This window comes from Kitasatospora sp. GP30, assembly GCF_029892145.1.
Taxonomy (GTDB): Bacteria; Actinomycetota; Actinomycetes; order Streptomycetales; family Streptomycetaceae; genus Kitasatospora; species Kitasatospora acidiphila.
In genome coordinates this window covers 127,657-148,525 of record NZ_JARZAH010000012.1, presented here as the reverse complement: position 1 = coordinate 148,525, position 20,869 = coordinate 127,657, and the positions used below count along the sequence as shown (strand labels likewise).

The 20,869-nt window shown below is 72.3% G+C and carries 17 protein-coding genes; 5 read left to right on the top strand and 12 right to left on the bottom strand.

Going from position 1 to position 20,869, the window contains the following annotated elements:
* The first annotated feature begins 249 nt into the window (after positions 1–249).
* From P3T35_RS19675 to P3T35_RS19665, 3 genes are all read left to right on the top strand, one after another.
* On the top strand, positions 250–2,235 hold the full coding sequence (locus P3T35_RS19675; RefSeq protein ID WP_143676730.1) for a putative Ig domain-containing protein: 1,986 nt from the start codon (positions 250–252) through the stop codon (positions 2,233–2,235).
* 85 nt (positions 2,236–2,320) lie between these two features.
* Positions 2,321–4,408: an alpha-galactosidase gene (locus P3T35_RS19670; RefSeq protein ID WP_101378913.1), complete on the top strand. Its 2,088-nt coding sequence runs from the start codon at positions 2,321–2,323 to the stop codon at positions 4,406–4,408.
* Between the two features lie 70 nt (positions 4,409–4,478).
* Positions 4,479–4,943 carry a GNAT family N-acetyltransferase gene (locus tag P3T35_RS19665; RefSeq protein WP_180356318.1) on the top strand — a complete coding sequence of 155 codons (465 nt, stop codon included), beginning with the start codon at positions 4,479–4,481 and terminating at the stop codon, positions 4,941–4,943.
* Positions 4,944–4,993: 50 nt separating this feature from the next.
* Here the strand turns inward: P3T35_RS19665 and P3T35_RS19660 are convergent, their stop codons facing one another.
* The 6 genes from P3T35_RS19660 to P3T35_RS19635 all read right to left on the bottom strand — a co-directional run bounded on the left by P3T35_RS19660 (position 4,994) and on the right by P3T35_RS19635 (position 10,971).
* Positions 4,994–5,686 carry a phosphoribosyltransferase gene (locus P3T35_RS19660; RefSeq protein ID WP_280707054.1) on the bottom strand — a complete coding sequence of 231 codons (693 nt, stop codon included), beginning with the start codon at positions 5,684–5,686 and terminating at the stop codon, positions 4,994–4,996.
* 229 nt (positions 5,687–5,915) lie between these two features.
* A complete protein-coding gene (locus tag P3T35_RS19655; RefSeq protein WP_101378912.1) occupies positions 5,916–6,878 on the bottom strand; it encodes a cytochrome c oxidase assembly protein in 963 nt (320 codons plus the stop codon).
* 141 nt (positions 6,879–7,019) lie between these two features.
* A complete protein-coding gene (locus P3T35_RS19650) occupies positions 7,020–8,141 on the bottom strand; it encodes a PP2C family protein-serine/threonine phosphatase (protein WP_280707034.1) in 1,122 nt (373 codons plus the stop codon).
* Positions 8,142–8,232: 91 nt separating this feature from the next.
* Positions 8,233–8,676, bottom strand: a complete 444-nt coding sequence (locus P3T35_RS19645) for a cold shock domain-containing protein (RefSeq protein ID WP_101378911.1) — start codon at positions 8,674–8,676, stop codon at positions 8,233–8,235.
* A 192-nt stretch (positions 8,677–8,868) separates the two neighbouring features.
* Complete coding sequence (locus tag P3T35_RS19640; protein WP_101378910.1) at positions 8,869–9,894, bottom strand: 6-phosphofructokinase; 1,026 nt, start codon at positions 9,892–9,894, stop codon at positions 8,869–8,871.
* Between the two features lie 348 nt (positions 9,895–10,242).
* Positions 10,243–10,971 carry a glutamine amidotransferase gene (locus tag P3T35_RS19635; protein WP_101378909.1) on the bottom strand — a complete coding sequence of 243 codons (729 nt, stop codon included), beginning with the start codon at positions 10,969–10,971 and terminating at the stop codon, positions 10,243–10,245.
* Positions 10,972–10,989: 18 nt separating this feature from the next.
* Here P3T35_RS19635 and P3T35_RS19630 point away from each other — a divergent pair, with 18 nt between their 5' ends.
* Positions 10,990–11,364: a hypothetical protein gene (locus tag P3T35_RS19630; RefSeq protein WP_101378908.1), complete on the top strand. Its 375-nt coding sequence runs from the start codon at positions 10,990–10,992 to the stop codon at positions 11,362–11,364.
* Here the strand turns inward: P3T35_RS19630 and P3T35_RS19625 are convergent.
* From P3T35_RS19625 to P3T35_RS19610, 4 genes are all read right to left on the bottom strand, one after another.
* On the bottom strand, positions 11,319–12,590 hold the full coding sequence (locus tag P3T35_RS19625; protein WP_101378907.1) for a MurT ligase domain-containing protein: 1,272 nt from the start codon (positions 12,588–12,590) through the stop codon (positions 11,319–11,321). The genes P3T35_RS19630 and P3T35_RS19625 overlap by 46 nt on opposite strands.
* Before the next feature lie 260 nt (positions 12,591–12,850).
* On the bottom strand, positions 12,851–14,236 hold the full coding sequence (locus P3T35_RS19620; RefSeq protein ID WP_101378906.1) for a GNAT family N-acetyltransferase: 1,386 nt from the start codon (positions 14,234–14,236) through the stop codon (positions 12,851–12,853).
* Between the two features lie 93 nt (positions 14,237–14,329).
* Positions 14,330–15,754: a pyridoxal-dependent decarboxylase gene (locus P3T35_RS19615; protein ID WP_101378905.1), complete on the bottom strand. Its 1,425-nt coding sequence runs from the start codon at positions 15,752–15,754 to the stop codon at positions 14,330–14,332.
* Between the two features lie 55 nt (positions 15,755–15,809).
* A complete protein-coding gene (locus P3T35_RS19610) occupies positions 15,810–16,901 on the bottom strand; it encodes a hypothetical protein (protein WP_101378904.1) in 1,092 nt (363 codons plus the stop codon).
* 159 nt (positions 16,902–17,060) lie between these two features.
* Between P3T35_RS19610 and P3T35_RS19605 the strand changes: the two genes are divergently transcribed.
* Positions 17,061–17,597 (top strand): N-acetyltransferase, encoded by a 537-nt coding sequence (locus P3T35_RS19605; protein ID WP_101378903.1) that lies wholly within the window; start codon positions 17,061–17,063, stop codon positions 17,595–17,597.
* Between the two features lie 6 nt (positions 17,598–17,603).
* Here the strand turns inward: P3T35_RS19605 and P3T35_RS19600 are convergent, their stop codons facing one another.
* Both P3T35_RS19600 and P3T35_RS19595 read right to left on the bottom strand, forming a co-directional pair.
* On the bottom strand, positions 17,604–18,494 hold the full coding sequence (locus tag P3T35_RS19600) for an alkaline phosphatase family protein (protein ID WP_101378902.1): 891 nt from the start codon (positions 18,492–18,494) through the stop codon (positions 17,604–17,606).
* 130 nt (positions 18,495–18,624) lie between these two features.
* Positions 18,625–20,829, bottom strand: coding sequence for an MMPL family transporter (locus tag P3T35_RS19595; protein ID WP_101378901.1), 2,205 nt, complete (start codon positions 20,827–20,829; stop codon positions 18,625–18,627).
* Positions 20,830–20,869: the final 40 nt, after the last annotated feature.

Here is a 20,869-nt window from a genome sequence, read left to right as displayed (position 1 = left end):
ACAGATCAATCGCGTGAAGACGAGTGCTTGTGTGGACTCTTGTCGGCCTCCGGTCAGTGCAATATCGTATGGCACTGCTGCCGGGTCCGGCGGCACGGCTGTCCTCCTGCAGTTCCCCCCACGCAGTGCCTCGTCGACGGCACCTCTCCGAGTGCCGCCCTCGTGTCCCCCACCGCATTTCCTTGACCCCGCCCGACGCCGTCTCCGGTCGAGCCGGGTGCTATCGCGACCCCAGAAGGAATGTGACACGTGCTCAGACATCGAGCCGGTCTGCTGCTGCACAGTAGACGAACCCTCATGGTCGGCCTCGCCGCCGGCCTGGCCGCAGCCGGGCTGGTGGCCCCGCTGACCGCGGCGGCCGACCCCCACCCCGCCACCCACGGGACCGTTCAGGCCCAGGCCATGCCCGCCACCCCCAAGTCCGGCGGCCCGCACAAGGCCGCGGCCTCCAAGCCGCACGCCGCCAAGGCCGGACCGCTCGCGACCGCCGGCAAGACCGGCGGCAAGGTCACCCCGCAGACCGCCGACGGCGCCGACCCGGGCCCGCAGGGTGACGGCTCGGTGGCCAACGAGTACGACCTGCAGATGACGTACAAGGGCGCGCAGGACTCGGCCGGCATCGTCACCGGCCCGCCCAAGGTCTACCTGGTGCTCTGGGGTTCTCAGTGGGGCACGCCGTCCACCAACTCCACCGGCGACGTGGTGCCTTCCGGTGACCCGGACGGCGCGGCCGCCTACCAGCAGGACTTCTTCAAGGGCCTGGGCAGCGCCGGCGACGGCTGGAGCGCCGTGCTCACCCAGTACTGCGAGGGCATCCAGGCAGGCAGCCTGCAGTGCCCTGCCAATGCCGCGCACATCCAGTACCCGCAGCCCGGCAGTGTGCTGGCCGGCGTCTGGGTGGACAACGCCGCGGCGGCCCCGCAAGCCGCCACCGAGCCCCAGTTGGCCGCCGAAGCGACTGCCGCGGCCCAGCACTTCGGCAATGTGACCGAGGCGCAGAACCGCAACGTGCAGTACATCATCGACTCGCCGCAGGGGACCAACCCGGACAAGTGGAAGGACCTCGGCTACTGCGCCTGGCACGACTTCGAGCACACCAATTTCGGCTCGATCGCCTACACCAACATGCCCTACCAGCCCGACGTGGCCGGCTGCGGCGCCAACTGGTTCGGTGAGAACACCGCGCGCGGCAAGCTGGACGGCTACGGCATCATCGGCGGCCACGAGTACGCCGAGACGCTGACCGACCCCAACACCCCGGGCGGCTGGACCGACGCCACCGGCCAGGAGATCGGCGACAAGTGCGCCTGGATCCCCCAAGGTGCCAACGGGGGGCTGTTCTTCGAGAACCTCTCCACCGGCTCGTTCCCGCTGCAGACGCTCTGGTCCAACACCGACCACCTGTGCCAGTCCTCGGGCCCGATCGTCACCGGGCCGACCCTCACCCTCAGCGTGATGTGCGACCGGACCGACGCCCCCAACTCCCCGGTGAACATCGGCGCGGTGGCCGCCGACAGCTCCGGTGCGACCGTCAGCTACAGCGCCACCGGCCTGCCGAGCGGTCTGAGCATCAACTCCGGCACCGGGGTCATCTCCGGCAGCAGCTCCGGTAGCAACGGCTGGCAGCGGATCACCGTCAACGCCGCGGACGCGGGCGGTCGCACGGCCAGCACCGGCTTCTGGGAGAACATCGGCTCCGGCCAGACCGGTTGCACTGCCGGCCCGGAGCAACTGATCGACCCGGGCTTCGAGAACGGCTCCGCCGACGTCAACCACACCGTGATGACCGACGCGTGGAGCCCGTCCGGCTACAACATCATCACACCGTCCAGCCTGCACTCGGCGCACAGCGGCACGTGGTACGCCTGGCTGGGCCAGAACGGCAGCGGCGCCGACGACTCGATCAACACCTCGCTGAACACCTACGCGGGCTACCAGAACGCCAACTTCTCGTTCTGGCTGGACACCGAGTCCACCAACACCTCCGGCAGCAACCCGGACACCCTCCAGCTGATCGCCTACTCGCAGTACGACGGCCATCAGATCGGCGTGGTGAAGACCTGGAACAGCACGGGCAGCCAGCCCGGCTACCAGCAGCAGTCCGTCAACCTGACCCCGTTCATCGGCCAGGTCGGCTGGGGCACCACCATCAACCTCAAGCTGGTGTCCCACGAAAGCGGTTCGACCCCCACGACCGCCTTCCTGATCGACGACGCCTCGGTTCACGAGAACTGACGGATCGTCAACCAACCCTGGTCGGGCCGGTCCGGCGGCCGGCCTGACCAGGCCCCCCACCTCACTCCACTTCTGGAGCCCCCACATGCGTGTTCCGCTGAAACAACTCACCGGCGCACTGGCCACCATGGCGCTCGCCGCCGCTTCGCTCACCACCCTGACCCTCGGCAGCGCCACCCCCGCCGCCGCACTCGGCAACGGCGTCGCCCTCACCCCGCCGATGGGCTGGAACTCCTGGAACTCGCTCGGCACCGGTGTGACCGAGCAGCAGGTCCAGCAGACCATCGACTTCATGTCCGCCAACGGCCTGGTGCAGGCCGGCTACAACAGCGTCACCATCGACGACGGCTGGTCGGTGGGCCACCGCGACGGCCAGACCACGGACTTCGCCAAGAACTCCTACGGCGCCATGCAGCTCTACGACGCCAACGGCAACCCGGTCTCTGGCACCGACGGCACCGGCAACGACCCCACCTCCGGCCACCTGACCCCGAACGGCGCCTTCCCCTCGCAGACCGTCAACGGCCAGACGATGAACGGGATCCAGTACCTGGCCTGGTACGCCCACAGCAAGGGCATGAAGTTCGGCGTCTACGCCACCGACACCTACACCACCTGCCAGGGCCACCCCGGTAGCCTCGGCCACGAGAGCACCGACGCCACCGACTTCGTCTCCTGGGGCGTCGACTTCGTGAAGTACGACGACTGCCCGTACGGCCCGCCGATCACCGGTCCCGACGGCCACAACTACGGCACCCAGGGCGAGGGCAAGGAGCTCACCCAGTCCATCTACGCCAGGGTCCAGACCTTCCAGCACGCCCTGGACGCCGCCTCCGCCGCCCAGGGCAAGCCCCGCGTGGTGCTCTCCGTCTCCGCCCAGCCGGTCCACACCGGCGTGCCCTACCTGCTGAACGCCAACGACCCGGCCCGCACCGACCCGGTGATCGTCGCCGCCGGCACCCCGCAGTACCAGTCGCCCGGCTACTCGCCCACCGGCATCTGGTGCGGCCAGGTCGCCAACCTGTGCCGGATCGGCGGCGACCGCGACAGCGAGCTCAACGGGGTGCTCTACAACGGCCAGTTGCAGACCGCGCTGCAGTACGCGGGCAACGTCCGCCCGGGCGGCTGGAACGACCTGGACATGAGCTTCGCGGGCTGGCAGGACGTCTTCGGCGACTACGGGGTCACCGACACCTGTACCTGCCACAAGCCGTTCACCGACGACGAGTCGCGGACCGAACTCTCCATCCTCTCCATGATGGCGGCCCCGCTGATCTCCGGCGCCGACCTGCGCACCGCCGCCGACTCGCAGCACACCGACAGCGGTTACACCTGGTCCACCGGGATCACCGCCTCCTCGCTGGCGATCCTGAAGAACGCCGACGTGATCGCCATCGACCAGGACGCCCTGGGCAAGGCGGCCACCCTGGTCGGCAGCGCACCCTCGTCGCCGACCGCGCCGGTGATCCTGAAGCGCCAACTGGCCAACGGCGACACGGCCGTGGCACTGGTCAACCAGGACCCGAGCAACTGGGCCATGCCCAGCACCACCCTCAGCGCCCTGGGCCTGACCGGGTCCAGCTACAGCTACAAGGAGATCTGGAGCGGCGCCACCGGCACCACCACCGGGACCATCGGCGGCAGTTGGATCCCGGCGCACGGCGTCGCGCTCTACCGGCTCACCGCCGGTAGTGGCAGCGGCACCGGCGGCACCGGTGGGTCGAACGTCGTCGGCGACGGCAAGTACCACAGCATCGCGGCCGGCGGCACCGGTGGCCGGGTGCTGGAGGTGCAGGGCGGCTGCGGTGCGGCGGTGGGCGGCAACTCCGACATCAACGCCTACCAGAGCGGAAACGCCGCCCAGCAGTGGCTGTTCACGCCCAACACCAACGGCACCGTGCAGATCACCGACAACTGCGCCACCACGGCTCAGACGCACGGCGTGCTCTCGGCGGGTGCCCAGGCCGGCAACAGCGCCTACCTGTTGAACAGTTACCCGGGCAACCCCTGGCAGGAGTGGAAGGTGCAGCAGAACGCCGCGGGTGCGCTCACCATCACCAACGTGGGCAACGGCATGGTGCTGGACACCAGTGGCAGTGCCGCCGGCTCGGTCGCGGTGACCAACCCCGGCAACTCCTCGGCGCCGGGCCAGAGCTGGACGGTGACCAGCTGAGCGGACATCAGTAGCGGTGGCGGCCGGACCCCTGGTGACGGTCCGGCCGCACTGCTGATTGGATCTCGGCATGACCACTGAACTGACTGAACTGCCTGACCTGCCGGAACTTCCCGACCTGCCCGACGGCTACGAGATCTCCACCGACCCGGCCCGCCTGGACGCCGCGCAGATCCACCGCTGGCTCTCCGAGGACGCCTACTGGGCGATCGGCCGGCCTCGGGAGAAGCAGGACCGGGCGATGGCCGGCTCGCTCAACTTCGGCGTCTACGACAGCTCGTCCGGCGCCCAGGTGGCATACGCCCGGGTGGTCACCGACCACGCCACCTTCGCCTACCTCTGCGACGTCTTCGTGGACCGGTCGGTGCGCGGCAAGGGCCTCGGCACGGCGCTGGCCGCCGCGGTGCGCGACCACTTGGCGCCGCTGGGGCTGCGCCGGATCGTGCTCGCCACCGACGACGCGCACGGCGTCTACGCCAAGGCGGGCTTCGAGCCGCTGGCCGACCCCGGGAAGTGGATGACCCTTCGGCAGTAGTAGCACGCTGCTGCGGGGGATTCGGGTGGCCAAGCGCTTGCTCAGCCGGATTAGCCGGATTGCCGCGGAGTGTCACCCCCACCGGCCAGCTCCAGCAGCCGCCGCACCTCCTGGTCGCTGGTCTGGTCGAAGTCGTCGTAGAACTGCCCCACCGCCATGAAGGCCGCCGGTGCGCTCAGGCAGACCAGGTCGTCCGCCAGCGGCCCGAGCACCCGCAGCGCCTCCGGTGAGGTCACCGGCACCGCCAGCAGCAACTGGTCGACGTCGCGCCGCCGCAGCACCGCCATCGCCGCCCGTACCGTGGCGCCGGTGGCGATCCCGTCGTCGACCAGCACCACGGCCCGGCCGGCGGGATCCAACGGCGGACGGTCACCGCGCAGCCGCCCGGTCCGCTCCGCCACCTCGGCGGCGGTCTCGTCGGCCAGCCGCTCCAGCCGCTCGGCGGAGATGCCGAGCGCGGCGATGATGTCGTGGTTGAACAGCCGGATGCCGCCCTCGCCGACCGCGCCCAGGGCCAGCTCCGGCTGCCCGGGCGCGCCGATTTTGCGGACCACCAGGATGTCCAGCGGCGCCTCCATCATCCGGGCCACCTCATAGGCGACCGGGACCCCGCCGCGTGGCAGTCCCACCACGATCGGCCGGTCGGCGGCCCAGCCGGCCACCCGCTTGCCGAGCAGCCGCCCGGCGTCCGCGCGGTCGCGGAACCTCATCTGGTGCTGACCATGCGCATGGAAGACGGTCATCGCTCTCACCCACCCTCCAGCCTGCCACGGCCTCGTCGCCCCGGCCCCGCCGGAACGGCCCTGACACCCAGGCCCTGACACCCAGGCCCTGCCACCCCCCGCCCTGTGTCGCCCCCGTCGGCCGCCCCGGCACGCCCCGGCCCCGCCGCCCCGCCCCGCCCCGCCCCGGAAACGCCGAAGTCCCGCCCACCCGCACGGGTGGACAGGACTTCGACGAGCTCTCGGTGCCTCAGCCCGCCTGGGCCGGCCGGCTGCCGCGCTTCTCCAGCGAGGCGAGGTACGCGTTGTATGCGGCGAGCTCGGCATCCCCGTCGCGGTCCGCCGCGCGGTCGATGCGGGTCGCCTGCCGCTGCTCCGACTTGGCCCACTGGAAGACCAGCGCGACCAGCACCACGGCGGTCGGAATCTCACCGAAGGCCCAGGTGAACCCGCCGGCCATCTTCTGATCCGCCATCAGGTCGGTGCCGGGCGGCGCGGAGGCCATGTTGAAGGTGGTCACCAGCTGACTGGTCGCCATCATCACCGCCACCCCGAAGAAGGCGTGGAACGGCATCCCCATGAACAGTTCGAGGATCCGCATCACGTGGCCGGGGCGGTGCGGTCCCGGGTCGACGCCCATGATCGGCCAGAAGAAGAGCAGCCCGACGGCCAGGAAGTGCACCATCATCGCGAGGTGCCCGATCCGCGACTGCATCAGGGTGTCGAACAGCGGCGTGAAGTAGAGGCCGTAGAGGCTCGCGATGAAGAGCGGGATGGTGAAGGCCGGATGCGAGATCACCCGGACGTAACGGCTGTGCAGCAGCGCCACCAGCAGCTCGCGCGGCCCGCGCGGCCGCCCCCGGCCGGCCGGCCGCAGCGCACGCAGCGCCAGCGTGATCGGTGCGCCGAGCAGCAGCAGGATCGGCGACAGCATGCTCAGCACCATGTGCTGCATCATGTGGGCGCTGAACAGCACCATGCCGTAGTCGTTCAGCCCGGAGCAGGTGACCGCGACCACCGTGAGCACCCCGAGCAGCCAGGCCACCGTGCGCCCCACCGGCCAGCGGTCACCGCGCCGGACCAGTCGGACCACCCCGGCCCCGTACAGGCCGAGCGCGACCAGGCAGCCCACCAGGAACGGCCAGTCGGGGGACCAGGTGAGCGCCGAGTCCAGTGAGAACGGCCCGAGCATCCCGCCACCGTGGTGGTGCATCCCCGTCATACCGTCCATCGGCGGCCCTGCTTTCCTTCGTGGCGGCGGACCCCCGTTACCGCGTCAGGTCCGGTTCGTCCGTTTTTCATCGGCTCCACAGTACGGGCGCCCACGCGCGGCAGGGCCACCGGGGTGGCCGCGTCACGGCACGCGGGGCTCGACGGGCCGCCCGGCCACCAGAACCGCGATGTCGTCGCTGGCCGTGGTGCCGTAGTCGGCCAGGTCGCCCTGCAGCCGGTCGAGCAGGCGGCGGGACGGCAGCCCGGTCCAGCCTTCGATCCGCTCCAGCAGCGGGTAGAACGTGCCGGTGCGGTCCCGGGTCTCGCTGACGCCGTCGGTGTAGACCAGCAGCCGGTCGCCGGGGCCGAACGGGACGGTGTCCACCGGGTGCTCGTCGTTCAGCAGCGGCGACAGGTTCAGCGGCAGCGCGGGGGTGCTGGGCTCCAGCGGCCGCACCGCCCCGCCGCGCAGCAGCAGCGGCGGCGGATGGCCGCAGTTGAGCAGGCGGGCCACCGGCTGGTCGGGCGGCACCTCCAGCAGCACGGCGGTGGCGAACCGCTCGGCGGCGTCCGATCCCGGCACCCGCTCGGAGTAGCGGCGCATGCTGGTCTCCAGCCTGTCGACCAGCCGGGTGAGGTCAGGCTCGTCGTAGGCGGCCTCGCGGAACGAGCCGAGCAGCACCGAGGCGGTCTCCACCGCGGCCAGCCCCTTGCCCTGCACATCGCCGACGATCATGCGCACCCCGTGCGGCGTGCGCAGCGCCTCGTAGAAGTCGCCGCCGATCCGGGCCCGGGCGGCCGCGGCCGCGTACAGCAGATCGAGGTCCACCCCGGCCAGGCGGGGTGGCATCGGGCGCAGCAGGACCTGTTGCGCGGTGTCGGCGACCGCGCTGATCTCGGCCAGTTCGCGTTCCCTGGTCTGGCGCACATGGCTGGCGAAGCAGGCTGCCAGGGTGACGGCGAGGATCACCAGTAGGCCGGTGAGCAGTGAGGACGGCCGCACCGGCCCGCCCCGGGTGAAGCTGAGCAGCACCTCGAAGGCGGCCGCCAGCACGCCGAACGCGGCGGTCGCGGGCACGTTCCAGGTGGCGGCGGCGAGCGCGGGAGCGGCCGACAGCACTCGGTCGAACCGCTGCGCGCCCGGCGTCGACACATCGATGACCACCGCCAGGGCGATCAGCAGGAACGGGGACCAGCGGGTGATCTCTCGGGAGGAGCCCTCCCGGCGGTGGCCGGCCGGCCCGCCCCGGGGAGAGTTGTGCACCGGCCCAGGCTACCGGCCGGTTCGCCGCGCGTGGCGCACCGTGCGGGCGCGCCACGCATGGTGACGGAACGTCAGGAACAGCTGCGGAGTCTCAGCCCTCGAGCCAGTTGTGCTGCCGACTCAGGTCGACCAGTGCCTTGCGGATCGCCAGGATCTGGGTGCCGGTCAGCGTCGGCGCGGCGGTGAGCAGCGTCTCGGTCAGCTCGTGCTGGAACTCGGCGGGCGAGAGGACGTCGCACAGGTTGTCACCCGGGGTCTCCTCCCGGGTGGCCCACGGCGGGATGACGGCGACCGGCGGGCGCTGCACTCCGATGCCCTCCCGGGGCGGTGCGTCGACCAGCCGCACCCGCGAGGCCTTCATGCCCCGCTCGCCCTGCTCCGCGTCGAACGACACCGCCAGGCCCGCGCGGAAGAGGTGCTTCTCCCCGAGCAGGTCGTTGGCGTGCATGAAGAGGTCCTCACCCCCTTCATCGGGGGCGATGAAGCCGTACCCGCGAACCTCGTCGAACCGCAGAATGTGCCCTGTAGACGCCACAATGACCTCAATCGCCTCTGGAGAACCCACACCTCAAAAGCCGCCGGCGCCAAGCCGACGCGCCGCCCACTGTAGCGCGGCCGGGGGCCTCCGGTCAGGAGATCGGGGCATGCGGCGCACGGGCCGCGCACGCCCCGCCGGGTGGTGGCGGGGCGCTGCTCGCGGCGGTGACCGCTTCCCGGTGACGGCGCGTCAGATGACCGTCTCGGCCTCGATGTAGCGGTCGGCGGGGACGGTCTTCAGGTCGGCCACCGCCTCACCCAGCGGCACCAGGTTGATCTGGGTGCCGTGCAGCGCGGTGATGTGCCCGAAGGCGCCCTTGTGCGCGGCCTCCACGGCGTGCCAGCCGAACCGGGTGGCGAGCACCCGGTCGTAGGCGGTGGGGGTGCCACCGCGCTGGGTGTGGCCGAGGATCACCGGGCGGGCCTCCTTGCCGAGGCGGTGCTCCAGCTCGCGGGAGAGCTGGTTGGCGATGCCGGTGAAGCGCTCGTGGCCGTAGATGTCCTTGGTGCCCTCTTCCCAGTGCATGGTGCCGGGCTCCGGCTTGGCGCCCTCGGCGCAGACCACGATGGCGAACTTCTTGCCGCGCTCGAACCGCTCGCGGACCACCTCGGTGAGCTTGTCGATGTGGAACGGGCGCTCCGGCACCACGATGGCGTGCGCACCGGCCGCCATGCCCGCGTTGAGCGCGATCCAGCCGGTGTGGCGGCCCATCACCTCGACCACCATCACCCGCTGGTGCGACTCGGCGGTGGTCTTCAGCCGGTCCAGCGCGTCGGTGGCCACCGAGACGGCGGTGTCGAAGCCGAAGGTGACGTCGGTGCAGGCGATGTCGTTGTCGATGGTCTTGGGTACGCCGACCACGGGGAGTCCGGCGTCGCTCATCAGCTTGGCGGCCTTGAGGGTGCCCTCGCCGCCGATCGGGATGACCGCGTCGATGCCGAGGTCCTCGCAGTACTGCTTGGCCCGCTCCACACCGTCCCGCAGATGGCTGGGCTGGACCCGGGAGGAGCCCAGGATGGTGCCGCCCTGGGCCAGGATGCCGCTCACCGAGTCGAGGGTCAGCGGGCGGTGGACGCCTTCGAGCAGTCCGCGCCAGCCGTCCTGGAAGCCGATGATCTCGTCGCCGTGGTCGACCACGCCGCGGTGGACCACGGAGCGGATCACCGCGTTCAGGCCGGGGCAGTCGCCGCCGCTGGTCAGCACTCCAATACGCATTGTTCTGCAACTCCCCTTGGGGGCTCCGCCAGCCGGCGAGGCTGGGGGAGATACCGGACGGCCGGATTACCACCTTTGGAAGGTCGAGGTCAGAATCGGACAAATCACGCCGAAACTGATCGTAGCGGCCCCCACCTCCGGCCGGGCGGGAGCAGGCACGGGGGCGGCGTCGTCGGCGCGCCCGCGCGATGGTGCCGGTTGCCGAGGAGGGTTGCATCCGACGGTGCATATTGTCTTACGTTTTTGAGTCGACCGTTCGCGCCGCCGGATGCTGGACATCCGGCGGCCGGCGAACGTTCATCTCACGGGAGCTGATGCCCGTCAGCGCCCGATCAACTCAACGCCCGATCAGGCGTTCTGGCTGACGGAGGCGATCCGCTCGGCGCGCAGCGCGTCGTACCAGGTGGTGTCGGCCGGCGGCAGCGCGTTCACGTCCAGCGCCAGCTTGATCAGCAGGTCGGCGACCGCGGGGTTGCGGGCCAGCACCGGGCCGTGCAGGTAGGTGCCGAAGACGGTGTCCCGCCAGGCGCCCTCGGTGCCGTTCCCGTCGCCGTTGCCGCCACCGACGGTGACGTGCGCCAGCGGCGACACGCCCTGCCCCAGGTGGGTCACGCCCTGGTGGTTCTCGAACCCGGTCAGGGTCGGCAGGCCCAGGGTCGGGTCGCCCTCGGCCAGCACGTCGCCGACGCTGCGGGCCCCCTCGCCACGGGTGGACCAGACGTCCAGCAGGCCCAGCCCCGGCTCGCGCTGGCCCAGGTCGTTGATGAACTCGTGGCCCAGGATCTGGTAGCCGGCGCAGACCGAGAAGACGATCGCCCCGTTGTCCACCGCGCGCGGCAGGCCGGAGTCGGCCCGCAGGCGCTCGGCGGCGAGCCGCTGCGGGCGGTCCTCACCGCCGCCGATCAGGTAGATGTCACCGCTGGTCGGGATCGGCTGGTCGGAGCGGACGTCGATGCGCTGCACGTTCAGCCCGCGCTGCCGTGCCCGGCGCTCGACGACCAGCGCGTTGCCCCGGTCGCCGTAGGTGCTGAGCAGGTCGGGGTAGACCCAGACCAGCCGCAGGCTGCTGTCGCTCATCCGAGAGGGCCTTCCATAGTGCTGCTGCTGTTGCGCCTGCGCAGGCTGCTGGTGCTGCGCGGGCTGCTGCTGCGGCGCCTGGTAGCCGGGCTGCGGCTGCTGCTGCTGGTAGCCGCCCGGCCCGCCCTGCGGCTGGCCGTAGCCGGGCTGCATCGGAGGCTGCTGGTGCATCGGCTGCTGCGGCTGCTGGTGCTGGGGCGGCTGCGGCTGGCCGTAGCCGGGCGGCATCGGCGGCTGCTGGCCGTGGCCGGGCGGCATGGGGGGCTGCTGGCCGTAGCCGGGCTGCATCGGGGGCTGCTGACCATAGCCCGGCTGCCCGCCGTGGCCGCCGTATCCGGGAGGCGTGCTCATCCGGCCGCCACCACCTTTCGCAGCTGCTGGAACGCCGTGTAGTTGGCGATTGCTTCGATCCGTCCGGGCGGCGCCATCTGGACCGCCTCCTCCAGCGACTCCACCACCTGGAACTGCAGGCCGGCCACCTCCAGGCGGACCGCCAGGTCGAGCTTGCGCTGGCCCATCACGAAGACCGGGTGGCCGGCGAGGCGCTCGTAGTCCACGTCCCAGAGCCAGGAGGTGTCGGTGCCGTCGGCGTCCATCGCGTTGACCGAGAGGATCACCGGTGCCGGCGGGCCGTCGATCAGCGAGAAGGTCTCCAGCCAGCCGGCCGGGTTCTTGGCCAGCAGCAGGCGGACGTCACGACCCCGGAAGTTGACCACGTCGTAGCGGCCCGCGACGGCCGTCACCGACTGCATCCGCTCCAGCGCCGCCTGCGGCGACACGCCGAAGACCGCGGCGACCGCGGCGGAGCTGGTGGCGTTGGCCAGGTTGGCGCGGCCCGGCAGCTGCAGCTGGATCGGCCAGGCGGAGCCGTTCGGGTCGATCACATGGTGGCCCTGCAGCGCCCAGTGCGGCTGCGGACGGCGGAAACCGCACTCCTGGCAGTACCAGTCGTCCCCGGGGCGCTGCATCACGCCACCGCAGGACGGGCAGGACCAGGCGTCCTCCTTCCAGGCCTGCCCGGCGGCCACCCAGACCACCCGCTGGCAGGAGGAGGCGGCCCAGGTCACCAGCGGGTCGTCCGCGTTGGCGATGATCACGGCCTCGGTGTGCTGCAGGCCCTCGCGCCACTTCTCGGCCAGCATCCGGGTCTCGGCGGCCCGGTCCAGCTGGTCGCGGGAGAGGTTGAGCAGGGCTATCGCCTTGGGACTGGTGTCCCGGGCGACGCCCGCCAGGTACTTCTCGTCCACCTCGATCACGCCGTACCGGGCGTCCGAGCCGCCGGCCAGGGCGGAGGTGATCCCGGCCGGCATGTTGGCGCCCAGGGCGTTGGAGACCACCGGGCCGGCGGCGCGCAGGGCCTCGGCGATCAGCCGGGTGGTGGTGGTCTTGCCGTTGGTGGCGGAGACCAGGACCACGTCCAGGTGGTCGGCGAGCCGGGCGAGCAGGTCGGGATCGAGCTTGAGCGCGACCTTGCCCCCGATCACCGATCCGCTGCCGCGGCCGACCGAGCGGGAGGCGGCGGCAGCCATCCGGCCCGCGGTGACGGCGAGCTTGGAGCGGGCGGGCAGTGAGGAGTCGCGCGCGCCGGTCGCCGCGGCCTCCGATTCGGTGCCTGGCATGCTCAGGGGTTCCTCCTCTGACTGACGACCTCCCGGGGACCGCTGGGCCGGGGTCGGACCGGCGGGCCGTCGGAAGGCTGGGACGGGGCCAGCCTAACGGCTCATCGGGATCGCGGTGAGCCGCGGCCCCCGGTCATGACTGCTCAGCGCCCTGACGGTGGCTCGAACGGCCGTCATCCGCCCCCGGTACGCGCGGTGGCCGCCCCGCGCGGGCGGGGCGGCCACGGTGGTGTCGTCGGGCGCTCCGACGGCCGGTGCGCTCAGGGGCGGCCCGGCAGGCTCGGCCAGGGGCTCGGCAGCCGGCCGGCCGCGCCCGCCAGGTGCGCGGTGATCACCAGGGTGCCGTCCTCCACCTGGTAGTCCAGCGGGATCGTCAGTCGCTGCATGGCGCCGATCAACGCGGTGTTGCCGGCCTGGGTGACCGCGTAGACGGTGGCCACGCCCGCCTCGGCCGCCAGTGCGGCCATCCGGCGCAGCAGGTCCACGCCCAGGCCGCGGCGCTGCCAGGCGTCCTCGACCAGCACGGCGAGCTCGGCGCTGTCGTCGTCCCAGAGCAGGTGGGCCAGGGCGACCAGCTCGCCGTCGGCGGTCTCCACGGCCAGGGTCTGGCCGTGCCGCGGGTCCAGTAGGTGGGCCAGGTAGCGGTCGGCGTCCGCGACCGGGCCGTGGTAGCGGCGGCGCAGCGTCTCGGTGGAGCAGCGGTGGTGCATGGCCAGCGCGGCGGCCCGGTCCTGGGGCACGGCCCGGCGCACGGTCAGCTCGGCGCCGGCCGGACTGCGCAGCCGGTCGGCCACCTTGGGCACCCGGGGGCCGAGCACTCCGTCCAGGTCGACCAGGGCCTTGGCCCGGGCGAACTCGGTGGGGGTGAACGGCAGGTGCGGCCGGGAGAGCTCGATCAGGCCGCCGCCGGGCACCGGCAGCCGCATCAGGTGGCCCGCCAGGCTGGGCGCCGGCTCCTCGCCCGGGCGGCGCGGGAAGTGCCGCACGGTGAGCCGGCCGAACAGCTGCCGCAGCGCCACCGGCAGCTCGGCGGTGTCCAGCGCGGTCCGGGTGGCCAGGCCCAGCACATGGGTCGGCACGTCCACCAGGTCGTGCGCGTCGGCCGGGTCGGTCCAGATCTCCCGGCCGCCGGCCAGCGCCACCGCCTCGGTCAGCCCCGCGCGCGGCAGGTCCCGCGGGGCGCGCAGCAGGAACTCGTCCACGGTGCCCTCGGGCAGTGGGTGGGTCTGCAGCGAGATGATGCTGACCCGCAGCACGGCCAGCGCCGCGCAGACCGTGGCCAGGCTGCCGGGCGCGTCCGACACGGTGGTGCGCAGCCGCCACAGCCGGGTCTCGGCCGGCGGGCCCGCCTCGGCAGCGGCTTCGGCCTCGGGCGTGGGCGGCGGCGCGCCATGGGGATGGCGATGCGCCCACCAGGCGTGGAACACCGCCGTGGCGAGCAGCGCCAGCGCCGAGGCGAAGAGCAGTACGGGGCCGTCGTGCCCGTGCACGACCACGTTGGCGATCAGGTCGGCGGTGGCCACGGCGAGGAAGACGGCGGCCAGCTCGACGGTCGAGTGGCGCCAACGCGCGCTTCTGGCCTGCCGCCGCTGGGCTCGGGACGGGGTGGTGGAGGGGTGCTGGGCGGTCGAAGACGATTCACTCATGACACCACCATGACGGATTGGTGTTTCGCGATCACGAATCCGTTATGACCACGCGGTTAATGTCTGCGAGTGCGCCCCGGGACTCGGCCAGGTCTACTGCCGGATCGTCAGTTCGTCTACCGCGCACCGGACTTCGTCCAGCAGAACGGTCAGATCAGCCTCGCTGGTGGCCGAGTTGAGCAGGCACGCCCGCACCGCCTCCCGGCCGCCGAGCAATGTGCCCGTCACAAATGCCCGGCCGCGCCGCTGCACGGCGAGCGGCAGCGCCCGGTTGAGTGCGTTCAGCTCGGCCTCGGACAGGCCGGCGGGCCGGGACCGGAAGGCGACGATCGAGGTGTCCACCGGCGCCAGCAGCTCCAGCGCCGGGTCGGCGGCCACCGACTCGCCGAGCCGCCGGGCCAGCCGGGTGCAGTGCGCGACGTCGGCGGCGATCCCGTCCCGGCCGCGGTGCGCGATGGTGGCCCACACCTTCAGCGAGCGGAACGGGCGGGTCTGCTCGATGCCGTACTCGGAGAACCAGCCGAGCCCGCCGTCCTCCTCGTCCCGCAGGTAGGACGGCACCAGGCTGAAGGTCTCCCGCAGCTGCTCCGGGTCGCGGACCAGCGCGCAGCCGCAGTCCACCGGCACGCCCAGCCACTTGTGCGGGTCCAGGGCGAGCGAGTCGGCCCGGTCCAGCCCCGCGTAGCGGTGCGCGATCGCCGGATCGAGCACCCCGAAGGCGCCGTAGGCCCCGTCGACGTGCAGCCACAGCTCCTCCTCGGCGCAGAGGTCGGCGAGCGGCTCGAAGGCGTCCACCGCGCCGGTGTTAACGGTGCCGGCCGAGGCGACCACCAGGAACGGCAGCCGGCCGGCCGCCCGGTCGGCGGCGATCTCGGCCCGCAGCGCGTCCGGGTCGATCCGGCCTTCGGCGCCGGCGGGCACCACCCGCAGCTGCCGGCTGCCCAGGCCCAGGAGTTCGGCGGCCTTGCGGACGCAGGAGTGGGTCTCGCCGGTGACGAAGCCGACCAGCGGTGGCAGTCCGGCCAGCCCGTCGGCCCGCACGTCGTGGCCGGCCCGTGCGGCGGCCCGGCCGCGGGCGGCGGACAGGCAGACGATGGTGGCCATCGAGGTGCCGGAGGTGAGCAGGCCGCCGCCGGGCCGGTGGGGGAACCCGACCAGCTCGGCGATCCAGCGCACCACCGCCCGCTCCAGGTGCACGTCGGCGTGGTCGCCGCCCGCCGAGCTGGGGTTCATCGCGGCGGCCGCCAGGGTGGCGAGCACGCCGGCTGGGGCGGGAGCCGAGTTGACCCAGCCGAAGAACCGCGGGTGCCCGTTGCCCATAGGGGCCGGGAGCACCTGCTCGGCGATCACGGCCAGCAGCTCGTCCAGCTCGCGGCCGGTGTGCGGCAGCGGCGCGTCCAGCAGCGCCTGCCGGGCGGCCGGGTCCATCGGCCGCCAGACCGGGCCGGCCGGCACCCCGGCCAGGTAGTCGGAGACCAGCTCGGCAGCGGCATGGGCAGCGGTGCGGAAGTCGGACATGCGGCCGATCGTATGACCTTGACGCGCAGGTCAGCCGGGCCGTTCCAGTAGGTGGTCAGTCCAGCGATCCCGACAGGTGGGCGGCCGAGCGGCAGTACCGGGCGATCTCTTCATCGGTCAGCTTGGCGCAGAGCCGGCCCGCCGCCCCCGCATCGGTGTAGTTGACCGTGTAGTAGCTGACCAGCCCCTCGGTGCAGGCCTTGCGCTGCCAGCCGTCGGCCGCGGTGGCGCACTGCTGGCCCGCCCAGTCCTCCCGGTCCAGGTTGTACTTCATCAGCCGCGAGCCGAGCCCGCGGCTGCAGTCGTTGGCGCCGCCGCCGGCCTGCGCGTTCAGGCACCACTTGAGCGCCTGGCCGTAGATCTCCGGGTGGTTGGGGTAGTCGTGCGAGGAGAGGTAGAGGGTCGGCGCGTAGAAGAAGCAGGCGGACTGGAACAGCACGGGCTGCTGCGGGCACGGGTAGAGGTCGGCGGACAGCTTGTCGAGCGGGACCAGCGACTTGGCCTTCTCGTCCTCCTCGTCGGGGGAGAAGAGCTGCATGAACAGGCCCTCGGAGCAGGTGATGATCCGGCTGTCGCTGCCGAACTCACTGCACAGGTCACGGGCCTTGGGCACGTCCTGGTTGGTGACGTAGATGGTGCCGTGGCCCACGCCGTGCACGCACGGGCCGCTCATCTGCGGCTCGCAGAGCTTCAGCAGGTCGCGGGTCGGATCGCTGGAGCCGGCCAGCATCTCCTCGACCGCGCCGTGCAGGTAGCCCGCCGCGCAGGTGTCGTGCGGAAACGACAGCACCTTCTGGAAGTCGTGGTTGTAGCGCTTCACGGCCGCGTGGCCCAGCTCGTGCGCGATCGGGTGGCAGAACCGCACGGTGTACGGCTTCTCCTTGGTGATCTTGTCCAGGTCGGCCAGGGCCACGCCGGGGTCGGTCGCCTGCATCTCGGCCATCAGCTTGTTGCGCAGCGTGCTGCGGGTCCACACCGCCGGGTCGCCGGTGGGGGAGGCGGACGCGGCGCCGGCCGGCCGGACCGCGCCGGCCGCGCGGCCGGCGGTGGGGGTGGCGACCGGCACCCATTGGGTGACGGCGGCCGCGCCGATCCCCAGCAGGCCGATCAGGACGGCGGTCACGATCGCGAAGAAGCGCGGCTTCATGGCTGGCGGATCCCTACCGTTCGATTGCGTACGGTTACCGTCCCATCCTTAACCGTGACCGCGTGGCGACTCATCGGGAATTGCTCCGTCCGGGTGGTCGGCGGGCTGTGGCACGATGCCCGGACACCCTGGAGATTCGAACAGCCGAGGAGCCCCGCCATGGCCACCGCCGCCCCCGACCTGGCCTTCCGCCCCGCCACCGCTGCGGACGTCCCCGCCCTGGTGGAGCTGGTCGAGTCCGCCTACCGCGGCGAGAGCAGCCGGGCGGGCTGGACCACCGAGGCCGACCTGCTGGACGGCCAGCGCACCGACCCGCAGTCGCTGGCGGCCACCCTGGCCCAGCCCGACACCGTGGTGCTGCTCGCCGAGCGGGACGGGGCGCTGCTGGCCTGCTGCTCGCTGGAGCGCCGCACGTCCGGTGCCTACTTCGGGATGTTCTCGGTCCGCCCGGCCCAGCAGGGCGGCGGGGTCGGCCGCGCCGTGCTCGCCGAGGCCGAGCGCTTCGCCGGCGCCGAGTGGGGCGCCGCCGCGCTGGAGATGACGGTGATCGTGCAGCGCGAGGACCTGATCGCCTGGTACGAGCGGCGCGGCTTCCGGCGCACCGGCGAGCTGTCGCCGTTCCCGTACGGCGACGAGCGGTTCGGGCTGCCCAAGCGCGACGACCTGGCCTTCGAGAAGCTGGTCAAGGCTCTCTGACGGCGGTCAGGCCTGCGGGACCAGCTCGGCCGCCGGGGTGAACGGGCGGCCGTCCAGCGTCCAGTGCGGATCCGGGACGATCTCCAGCGCCGCGAACACCTGGGCCGCCACGTCCACGTGGCGCACCGGGAGCACCGCGCCGCCCGGCACCAGGCCGGGCCCGCAGGCCGCCACCCAGGCGGTGCGCTCCTGGGCGCTGCGCCCGCCGTGGCCGCCGGCGTCGACGTGGCCGTGGTCGGTCACCACGATCACCGTCCACTCCTCGTCGGCGTACCCCGGCCGGGCCCGCAGCGCCGCCAGCAGCCGGCCGAGCCGGGCGTCCGCCGCCTCGATCGAGCGGCGGTACTCGGCACCGCAGCCGAGGAAGTGCGCGGTCTCGTCCACGGCGCCCAGGTAGACGAAGCTCGCCTGCGGGTCGTCGTCCCCGGCCAGCACCGTGACCGCCTCGGCGGTGACCCGCTCGTCGCAGACCTCCCAGTCCTCGGGGGTGTCCTCCAACGGGGCTATGTAGGACAGCCGGCCGGGTGCGGCGAACAGCGGGCCGCCCTGGCGGGCCAGGAAGAGCGGCTCCCAGCCGCCCGCGGCGAAGGTGCGGCGGCGGTGCACGGCGGCCAGCCGGGTGGTGAAGTCCGGGAACACGTCCAGCCGGTTGCCGCCCAGGTGGTTGCCCCACACCCCGTGCTTGGCCACCGTCACACCGGTCGCGATGGTCGCCCAGCACGGCCCGGACATGGTCGGGGTGGCGTCGTCCACCTCCACCGGGGCGAGGAACCCGGCCGCCGCCACCGCGTCGAGGTGCGGGGTGTTCAGCTCCGGCAGCAGGTCGAGGCGGACGCCGTCGATGCCGACCACCAGGACACGTCGCGGCCCGGCGGGCCAGCGGCTGGACGAGGACACGGGGGCTCCGATCGAGTTGTACGGACAACGGCCTGCCCGCACCCTAGCCGGATCGGGCCGGGCCACTCGCCGCGCAACTGGCCGGATCCAGGCTCCCCTTGACGACCGTCGTCGAGAATTCGCCCCGACGTCACCCGCGGTTCTCCGACGGCCGGTCGGTGGTGGTGCCCTCGGGGTCGATGTGCGGGAGCAGGCGGTTCAGCCATCGCGGCGTCCACCAGGCGTGGCCGCCCAGCAGCACCATCACCGCGGGCACCAGCAGCAGGCGCACCACGGTGGCGTCGATCAGCACGCTGACCGCCAGGCCCAGCCCGAGCATCTTGACCACGATGGCATGGCTGAGCAGGAACGCCGCGAAGACGCTGACCATGATCAGCGCGGCGCAGCTGATCACCCGGGCGGTGATCCGCAGGCCGTGCGCGACGCTGTCGTGCCCGCTGTGGGTGCGCAGCCAGAACTCGTGCACCCGGGAGATCAGGAAGACCTCGTAGTCCATGCTCAGCCCGAAGATGATGGCGAACATGATCATCGGCACATAGCTCTCGATCGGGACCTTCCCCGAGACGCCGAGGGCGGGGCCGCCCCAGCCCCACTGGAAGACCGCCACCACCACGCCGTACGACGCGGCGATCGACAGCAGGTTGAGCACCGCGGCCTTGACCGCGACCAGCACGCCCCGGAACACCGTCAGGATCACCAGGAAGGCCAGGCCGACCACCACCGCGATGATGACCGGCAGCCGACTGGTCATCAGCTCCATGAAATCCAGCTGGGCGGCGGTGGTGCCGGTGATGTAGCCCTTGGCCGGGGTCCCGGCGAGGGCCTGCGGCAGCACGTCCTTGCGGAGGTGGTCGAACAGGCTGGTGGTGGTGGCGTTCTGCGGCCGGCCGATGGGGATGGCGGTGGCCAGCAGCAGATCCCCGTCGGAGGTCGGCTGCGGCGGGCTGATGCTCGCGGCGTCGGGCACACCGGTGAGCGCCTGCTGCACCTTGCCGGCCAGCGCCTGGCGGTCGGCCGCGGCCACCGCGCTCTGGTCGACGACGATGGTCAGCGGGCCGTTGGCGCCCGGTCCGAAGCCGGTGGAGATCAGGTCGTAGGCCCGGCGGTCGGTGAAACTGGTCGGGTCGGCGCCGTCGTCGATGTGGCCGAGCCGGATCGAGAACACCGGGATCGCCAGCACCCCGATCACGATCAGGCCGGCGGCCAGGAACCACCAGGGTCGGTCGGCGACGCGTCGGGCGTAGCGGGCCAGGCCGTCGGCCGGGACGGCCGGCTCCGCGCCGTCCGGCTGTTCGGGCTCCTCGGCGACCGCTCGGCGCAGGGTGAACCGGTCGATGTGCGGCCCGATCCAGCCGAGCAGCGCGGGCACCAGGGTGAGCGCGCCGAGGACCGCCGTGACCACGGTGACCGCGGCGGCCACACCGAGCTTGCCGATGAAGGCGACCCGGGACACGTACAGCCCCGCCAGCGCGATGATCACGGTGCAGCCGGAGACCAGCACGGCCCGGCCGCTGGTGCCGGTGGCGCGCCCGGCCGCGGTGACCGGATCCCGGCCGTCCATCAGCTGCTGGCGGTGACGGGTGATCAGGAACAGCGCGTAGTCGATCCCGACCCCGAGACCGATCATGGTGGCCAGCGTGGGGGAGACGGTGGCGAAGGTGAAGGCGGCGGCCAGCAGACTCAGGCAGCTCAAGCCGACGATCACGCTCACCAGCGCGCTGACCAGCGGCAGACCGGCCGCGATCACGCTGCCGAAGCCGATCAGCAGCACCACCACCGCGACCCCGAAGCCGATCGCCTCGCTGGTCAGGTCGGTGGCCTTGGGACGGGCCAACTCGCCCAGCGGGCCGCCGTACTCGACCTCCACGGAGGCGTTCCGCAGCGGGGCCACCGCGGTGTCCACCTGGTTCAGGTAGGACTTGCCCAGCGAGGTGGGGTTGGTGTCGAAGTGCACCGTGAGGTAGCCGATGTGTCCGTTCTGGGAGACGGTGGGTCCGGCCGCGGAGAGCACGTGCGGCAGCTGCTGGAGGTTGGCGACCACCTGGCCGGTCTGCCCGGACACCGCGGAGAGCGGGGCCTGCGCGTCGTTCAGCACCACCTGGGCGCTGGTGCCGCCGGAAGCGGGTGCGTGCGTCTTGAGCAGGTTCAGGCCGGTGTCCGACTGGGTGCCGGGGAGGTTGAAGTCGTCGGAGTAGGTGCCGCCGACGGTGTTCTGCAGGATGTGCAGGCCGGCCAGTGCGAGCAGCCAGCAGACCACCACCAGGACGAAGTGACGGGCGCACCAGGCGCCGAGTCTGCCCAATCGGCCGGGCGGGGGTTGCTGCGCGCTGGTCATCGGCCCCTCCCGGGGTGCGGTCGTCGGATGCCGGCCGGCG

Coding starts and splice junctions, on each gene's coding strand:
- P3T35_RS19670 (WP_101378913.1), top strand. CDS start 2,321: ATGCGTGTTCCGCTGAAACAACTCACCGGCGCACTGGCCACCATGGCG.
- P3T35_RS19665 (WP_180356318.1), top strand. CDS start 4,479: ATGACCACTGAACTGACTGAACTGCCTGACCTGCCGGAACTTCCCGAC.
- P3T35_RS19660 (WP_280707054.1), bottom strand. CDS start 5,686: ATGACCGTCTTCCATGCGCATGGTCAGCACCAGATGAGGTTCCGCGAC.
- P3T35_RS19655 (WP_101378912.1), bottom strand. CDS start 6,878: ATGCACCACCACGGTGGCGGGATGCTCGGGCCGTTCTCACTGGACTCG.
- P3T35_RS19640 (WP_101378910.1), bottom strand. CDS start 9,894: ATGCGTATTGGAGTGCTGACCAGCGGCGGCGACTGCCCCGGCCTGAAC.
- P3T35_RS19635 (WP_101378909.1), bottom strand. CDS start 10,971: ATGAGCGACAGCAGCCTGCGGCTGGTCTGGGTCTACCCCGACCTGCTC.
- P3T35_RS19625 (WP_101378907.1), bottom strand. CDS start 12,590: ATGCCAGGCACCGAATCGGAGGCCGCGGCGACCGGCGCGCGCGACTCC.
- P3T35_RS19620 (WP_101378906.1), bottom strand. CDS start 14,236: ATGAGTGAATCGTCTTCGACCGCCCAGCACCCCTCCACCACCCCGTCC.
- P3T35_RS19615 (WP_101378905.1), bottom strand. CDS start 15,754: ATGTCCGACTTCCGCACCGCTGCCCATGCCGCTGCCGAGCTGGTCTCC.
- P3T35_RS19610 (WP_101378904.1), bottom strand. CDS start 16,901: ATGAAGCCGCGCTTCTTCGCGATCGTGACCGCCGTCCTGATCGGCCTG.
- P3T35_RS19605 (WP_101378903.1), top strand. CDS start 17,061: ATGGCCACCGCCGCCCCCGACCTGGCCTTCCGCCCCGCCACCGCTGCG.
- P3T35_RS19595 (WP_101378901.1), bottom strand. CDS start 20,829: ATGACCAGCGCGCAGCAACCCCCGCCCGGCCGATTGGGCAGACTCGGC.